The organism is Brenneria populi (assembly GCF_036016195.1).
Lineage (GTDB): Bacteria > Pseudomonadota > Gammaproteobacteria > Enterobacterales > Enterobacteriaceae > Brenneria > Brenneria populi.
The window spans coordinates 1-6,625 of the sequence record NZ_JAYWTM010000030.1 but is presented as its reverse complement, the minus strand read 5'-3'; the positions used below and the strand labels follow the sequence as shown (position 1 = coordinate 6,625).

Annotated in this window: 6 protein-coding genes; all 6 read right to left on the bottom strand. The window is 49.6% G+C overall.

What is annotated here, in order from left to right:
• Positions 1-322: 322 nt before the first annotated feature.
• On the bottom strand, positions 323-1,396 hold the full coding sequence (locus VSX58_RS20000; protein ID WP_327619636.1) for an alpha/beta hydrolase: 1,074 nt from the start codon (positions 1,394-1,396) through the stop codon (positions 323-325).
• Complete coding sequence (locus VSX58_RS19995) at positions 1,389-1,844, bottom strand: cyclophilin-like fold protein (RefSeq protein ID WP_327619635.1); 456 nt, start codon at positions 1,842-1,844, stop codon at positions 1,389-1,391. Before VSX58_RS19995 ends, VSX58_RS20000 begins: the two co-directional genes overlap by 8 nt.
• Positions 1,845-1,874: 30 nt before the next feature.
• On the bottom strand, positions 1,875-2,903 hold the full coding sequence (locus VSX58_RS19990; protein ID WP_327619637.1) for an alpha/beta hydrolase: 1,029 nt from the start codon (positions 2,901-2,903) through the stop codon (positions 1,875-1,877).
• Between the two features lie 196 nt (positions 2,904-3,099).
• Positions 3,100-4,284 (bottom strand): MFS transporter, encoded by a 1,185-nt coding sequence (locus VSX58_RS19985; protein WP_327619634.1) that lies wholly within the window; start codon positions 4,282-4,284, stop codon positions 3,100-3,102.
• A gap of 28 nt (positions 4,285-4,312) precedes the next feature.
• On the bottom strand, positions 4,313-5,416 hold the full coding sequence (locus VSX58_RS19980) for an MBL fold metallo-hydrolase (RefSeq protein WP_327619633.1): 1,104 nt from the start codon (positions 5,414-5,416) through the stop codon (positions 4,313-4,315).
• A 20-nt stretch (positions 5,417-5,436) separates the two neighbouring features.
• Positions 5,437-6,594 (bottom strand): iron-containing alcohol dehydrogenase, encoded by a 1,158-nt coding sequence (locus VSX58_RS19975; protein ID WP_327619632.1) that lies wholly within the window; start codon positions 6,592-6,594, stop codon positions 5,437-5,439.
• Between the last annotated feature and the right edge of the window lie 31 nt (positions 6,595-6,625).

Here is a 6,625-nt window from a genome sequence, read left to right as displayed (position 1 = left end):
TTAAAAATGGGGGGATTACCCATCCGGCAATCCGCATCATTCCTGCAACAATACTGGATACCTGAATGCCTGTAGAACCTAATGGAACTGTTTTCATAAAATTCCTCTTTCAGGGGAGTTAATCAAGAGAATGTACCGGACTGGTTGTTTTTGAGCCTGGCGTCTGGTCGGCCAATGAGACCAACGCGTACTCAGATGTATTGCCCTGTACGCCACAGTGTCAACTGACAGGATGAACCATCGGCGGGCAGAAACTTATGGGGTTATGAATGCTGTCTGTAGAATCCCCACCGGAGATACGGTGGGGGCTGCAGGGAAATTCTCAGCTCAGGTGTTCCCGGAAGAATTTCTCCAGTCGGTCAAACGGGATCACGTTAACGCGGTCATACAGATCGGTATGATTTGCTCCCGGAATGATCATCAGTTCTTTGGGCTGAGCCGCTGCCGCATAGGCTGTCTCGCTGAAATAGCGGGAGTGTGCTTTTTCGCCGTGAATAAACAGTACCGGGCGTGGTGAAATTTCTGCAATATAGGTCAGAATCGGCATGTTCATAAAGGACAGCGGCGTGGTGATCGTCCAGGCGTTACCGGAGTTCACGGCCCGCGGATGATAACCCCGGGGAGTCATATAGTATTCGTGATAGTCGACCAGGAACTGTGCCTCTCCGCCTTTCAGTTCGTTATAGTGAGGCTGATACGCCGGCGTGCCTTTTTCAGCGTCCGCCCAGCGTTGCTGGCTCAGTTGTTCGAGAGTCCGGGTGCGTTGTACCAGCGTCACACTGTCGTTATAGCCTTTCGACATAACGCGCGTCATGTCATACATGGTGCTCGCGACAACAGCCCTGACACGTTTGTCCACGGCGACCGCATTCAGGACCATTCCGCCCCATCCACAAATCCCGATAACACCGATACGCTCCCGGTCAACAGAGGGCTGCAGCCCCAGGCAGTCAACCGCAGCACTGACATCCTCTGTATTGATATCAGGGGAAGCGACATTGCGGGGTTCGCCACCACTTTCACCGGTGTATGAGGGGTCGAATGCCAGGGTGACAAATCCCCGTTCAGCCATCGTCTGGGCGTACAAACCCGAGGATTGTTCTTTAACCGCGCCAAACGGTCCGCAGACAACGATTGCGGCCAGCTTTCCACTGGCATTGACAGGCTGATACAGGTCGGCAGCAAGCGTAGTGCCATAACGGTTAATGAAGGTCACTTTACTGTGGTTGACCTTATCGCTTTTGGGAAAGGTTTTATCCCACTCAGTGGTCAGGTTCAGTGTTGTATTTCCTGCGGACGGAGTTCCGGTCCGGGCCATTACATCGGGAACGCCAACAACGGCCGCCGCTCCGGCTACCAGTGAGCTCTGTAAAAACGTTCTGCGGGAATTATTCATGGTATGAGTTATCTCCTGATGTACTGTCCTGTTCGACTCTGATGATGGTGGCATCTTTCAGTAAACTGAAGGTGTTACTGTCAAAAGTACCGACAGGTATGATGCCGGGAGAGGGAATGCGCTGCCCGTCATCGTGGTAGTAAAAAGCCAGCTGGTTTCCGGGAGACCAGTATCCAATCATTCCCGGGGAATACCGATCCGTATATTGTCCCCGGGAGTTTACGCTATCGGGTAAATTGCCATATTTTTCACGCCCTCCCAGTTCAGTTAATGGGGAGAGACTGAAAGGAAGCATGGCAAATATCTCTTCGGCGACCGGGGATTTATCCAGAGAGCCATGAATAACATGGCCGTCAATGATAATCCTGATTTTATGCTCACCGGCCGCCCTGCTGGTAAAGGAAACCAGCAGAGATATCACCAGAAGAAAAAATAGCTTGCCTCTCATTACGGATATCTCCACTGTGGCTTCAGTATGTTATTTCAGGGAAGCCTTAAAGAACGATGTTAATTTGGCAAACGGGATCACATCAGTACGGTCATATAAATCAACATGACCTGCGTCCGGCACCACAACCAGTTCTTTAGGTTCTCCAGCCAGTTTGTACGCCTCTTCACTGAATTCCCGTGAATGCGCATGATCGCCCGTAATAAACAGCATCGGACGTGGGGAGATCGTCTCAATGTCGTTGAACGGATAGAAGTTCATGAACTTCACTTCCATTGAGTCATGGCGGAAAGTCGTGGTATCCGGTGAAGCGCCAGCAGGCGTATATTGACCGCGGGGGGTACGGTAGAAGTCATAAAACTCGCGCTCAATCGGATGTGAATTTGAGTCCACTTTAAGTGGTGTTCCGTTACCCCACGGAGTTTCTCCGCCAGAAAATTCGGTATAACGTTCTTCTGCGGCTTTCACAAGCCACTGTTTACGCTGTTCAAGCGTCTGAGAGTGGTTGAGCCCGTTACGTCTTACACCGCCCATATCGTACATGCTGACAGTCGCAATTGCTTTCATACGCGGATCGATTTTCGCCGCGCTGATGACAAAACTGCCGCTGCCACAAATGCCCAGCACGCCAATACGCTCACGGTCAATAAAAGACTGAGATCCCAGATAATCGACTGCTGCGCTGAAGGCTTCTGCATAGATATCAGGGGCGACAGCATTACGGACTTTCCCTTCACTTTCTCCCCAGAATGACTGATCAATAGCCAGGGTGACAAACCCCTGATCGGCCAGTTTCTGGGCATAAAGATTAGAACTCTGCTCTTTCACCGCCCCCATAGGATGCCCGACAATAATGGCCGGATTTTTGACATTGCGGTTCAGGTTTTTGGGAATAAAAAGATTCCCGACAATTTTCATTTTATACTGGTTGTTAAAAGACACCTTCTGAGCGATAACATTTTCACTTTTGTAAAAGTTATCTGCGCCCCTGGACATATCCGCAGCCATCAGACTGAACGAACTCATCAGGAGTCCCATGGAGATAATAATCTGCTTCAGTTTCATAAAAATACCTGTTGATGAACGACGTAAAATAATATGGAAATAAACACACGTTTTATTTCCATCAAATTATGCAGGGCATTAAAAATAGAATGGATACTGTTATGCTATTATATCCGCCATACCGCACGTGTTAATCAGCAATAATTCAATGCGCTTGTGAGTAAATTTCAGTAATCGGGAAATACTGTTGTCATACCTTTTTCCCCATTTTCAGCTTATAAAGCCCGAAGCTGGCAGCAACCAAGGCCAGCGCACTCATCTGTATTGTGGTCGCGGAGATAAGGATCCCGGACATCCCCTGGCTGTCAAAGATCAGACCACCACAGGCAGCAGCCAGTCCGATAGCCAGCTGGATTGCGGCAACAGATAACCCTCCGGCAATCTCGGCACGGTCAGCCAGCGTCCGTGTTATCCAGGCAGACCAGCCGACAGGAATAAAACCAAAAATGACACCCCAGATAACAATCAGAATCATGCCCGGTTGCTGGTTTTCCCCGGTAAGGAAAAGAAGGAATGCCACAGCGGCCAGCATCAGATGGATCAGATACATGGTGGCCCGATAATGACGGCCAATAATGGCGCCAGCGACAAAAGTGCCAATGCAGTTGGCCAGGCCAAAAACCAGCAATACCAGTGAGAGTTGTGACTCACTCAGTTTCAGCACGTACTCCAGATAAGGCCGGAGATAGGTGAAGACAACGTGATATCCACCATAACTGCATACCGTTGCCAGCATACCGACAGCAAACCAGCGCGTTTTCAGTAACCGCGCCATATTACCGAAACTGTTACCTGCCACGGGCTTTAATGAAGGCAGTGCCATAAATTGCCAGACGAGGCTTAATGCTGACAGGAGAGCAGTGCCGAAAAATACAGACCGCCATCCCCACAGATAGCCAAGATAGCTTGCCAGAGGAAGGGAAAGGATCGTGGCAACCGAAACTCCGGCGTAGACAATGCTCAGTGCCCGGGGGATCTGCCGGGTCGGCACAAGTTGCAGCACAACAGCAGATGCCATCGACCAGAATCCTCCCACACAGATCCCCAGCATTGCCCGGGCAATAATCAGTGCCGGATAACTCTGAGCCAGCCCGACCATCATGCAGGATACAACCAGTAACGTTGACAGACTGAGCAGGATTTTACGGCGGTCAACCGACGCTGTCAGAGGCGCCAAGAGCAGGCTGGTTATGACGGCGAGAATGCCAACCGCCGTAACGGTCTGACCGGCCATTCCCTCACTGATCGCCAGATCGCCGGCAATGGGGGTCAGGAGGCTGACCGGGACAAATTCTGCCGCTATCAGGCAGGTTACACCGGCAAAAAGCGACCAGACTGCCGACCAGTTTCCACCCTGTTTTGTAAATTGATTCACACCCGTCTCCTTGTAATAGTCAGTATGATTAAAAGCGCTGATGGCTAAAGGGGCGCCACCACTGGCTGAATTGTTGTTCCGGCTTATCAATAAATACCGCTGCACCTATTTCCGGCGTCAGCAGATGATAGTTCCGGTGCCGGCTCTCCCGGGTTATTTCGTCCAGTGGGGTATACCAGGCATGTTTTGCCAGGACAAATTTGCTGTTATGTGAGGGAAGCAAGGCTTTCGCCTTCAAATCTTCAGCCGCCCGAGCGGTTTCTGCCGGCATCATGTGAATATAAGGCCAGTCCCGGTCATACTGACCGCTTTCCAGAATGACCAGGTCAAATCCACCGAGCTGGCGGGCTATCTCCCTGAAGTGGGGGCCATAACCACTGTCACCGCCCAGATAAATCTTATGCCGGGGCGTTATCAGGGCAAAAGATCCCCACAGGGTCTGATTTCGTTTCAGAAAACGCCCGGAAAAATGCTGTGCCGGAAGAAGGTGAATGGTCAGATCTTTCTGTTGCCAGGTTTCATACCAGTTTCGCTCAATAATATTTTCTGGATGAAAACCCCACTGCATGAAATAGGATCCCACACCTTCCGGAACAATAATTCGCCCGATTTTGTTGCGCAGACTGTTTATTGTTGGATAGTCAAGGTGATCCCAGTGATCGTGAGTAATAAGAAGATAATCAATATCTGGAATATCACCGGTAGTGTAAATGTTACTTCCTTCAAAAGCGCGATTAGTGAAAGGCACCGGGGAAGCATTGTCACTGAAAACCGGGTCGATAAGGTACCTGACACCATCCAGTTGTATGAAAAAGGATGAATGTCCCATCCAGACAACAATATTCTGCCCTGTGGGTAAATGCAGCAAGTCTGTCTTTTTCGATGGTAGCGACTGGGCAGGTCTGGCATCCTGAACATTTTCTGTCAGGAACTGCCAGGCTCCTGTAATCAGGTTTTCCTTTGTCACCGTGACCGGAACATCTACTTCATTATGGTAGCTGCCGTTTTCATAATGTTTACCATGTCCCTGACCGTCCGGTTCTGGGGTAACATACCCGGGAAGATGAAATATAAAAATGATCCCCCCAATAAGAAGAACAAGTAAAAAGAAAAGGCTTTTATGTAAAATCATGCAAGTGACCAGTAAATTAATCAGAGTGCGATTCTGAGAATGGATTCAACATTCTCTGGTGCAATGTCATTGCATTCACCCAGTGCGGTATGCCCGTGCTCACGCAGTTTATTTACCACTTCAGGAATAATTTCAGCACCCAGCCCATAATCAGACAAGTATGTTTTCATTCCCATCAGTTCAAAAAAACGGGTCGTGCACTGAATAGCCTGGAGCGCCATATCAATCCGGTTACTCTGGGGGATCCCCCAGACGCGGGCGGCATACTGCGCCAGCTTCTCGCTTTTTTCATTAATTTTATACTTCCAGACGGCGGGGATCAGAATCGCCAGTGTCCGGGCATGATCCAGCCCGTAAAGTCCGGTCAGCTCCATCCCAATCATATGACTTGACCAGTCTTCCGGAACCCCCGTCCTGAGCAGTCCATTCAGGGCTATCGTTGCAGACCACATAATGTTTGCCCGGGCGTCATAGTCACCCGGCATGGAAAGCACTTTCGGGCCTTCCTCTTTCAGGGTGTTGAGTACACCTTCAGCCATACGGTCCTGTACGCTGGCGTTAACAGGCCAGGTGATATACTGTTCCAGAACATGGACAAAGGCATCAACAACACCATTGGCTGTCTGCCTCTGAGGTAAGGTATATGTCGTTTCAGGGTCAAGGACGGAAAACTGCGGCAGAACGTGAGCGGAACGGAAGAAGAGTTTATCGCGGGTGGACGCCCGCATAATCGAAGCACCTCCATTCATTTCTGAACCTGTAGCCGCCAGCGTCAGGACGCACCCCAGAGGAATGGCATCCTCGACCACCTCACCACGGCTCTCAATAATATCCCAGATATCGCCATCATATTTTGCAGCCGCAGCAATAAATTTTGCTCCGTCAATAACGGAACCTCCCCCTACGGCAAGAAGGTAATCAATGTTTTCTGTTCTGACAATATCAATGGCGTGCAGAAGCGTTTCATAATGAGGGTTCGGTTCAATGCCACCAAACTCATAAATCGTGCTATTTCTCAGAGAGGTTTTAACCTGGCTAAGGATACCATTCGTTTTCACACTTCCCTGGCCATAGATAACTATCACCCGCTTGTCCTGTGAAATTTCATCCGCAACACGGTTTATCTGTCCAGCACCGAAATAAATCCTGACGGGATTATAATAACTAAAATTATCCATTTATTATTTTCTCTTTCACAGAAAAAACAGA

Bases quoted from the DNA above. Each gene is read 5' to 3' on its own strand.
- VSX58_RS20000 (WP_327619636.1), bottom strand. From the start codon at position 1,396: ATGAATAATTCCCGCAGAACGTTTTTACAGAGCTCACTGGTAGCCGGA.
- VSX58_RS19995 (WP_327619635.1), bottom strand. From the start codon at position 1,844: ATGAGAGGCAAGCTATTTTTTCTTCTGGTGATATCTCTGCTGGTTTCC.
- VSX58_RS19980 (WP_327619633.1), bottom strand. From the start codon at position 5,416: ATGATTTTACATAAAAGCCTTTTCTTTTTACTTGTTCTTCTTATTGGG.
- VSX58_RS19975 (WP_327619632.1), bottom strand. From the start codon at position 6,594: ATGGATAATTTTAGTTATTATAATCCCGTCAGGATTTATTTCGGTGCT.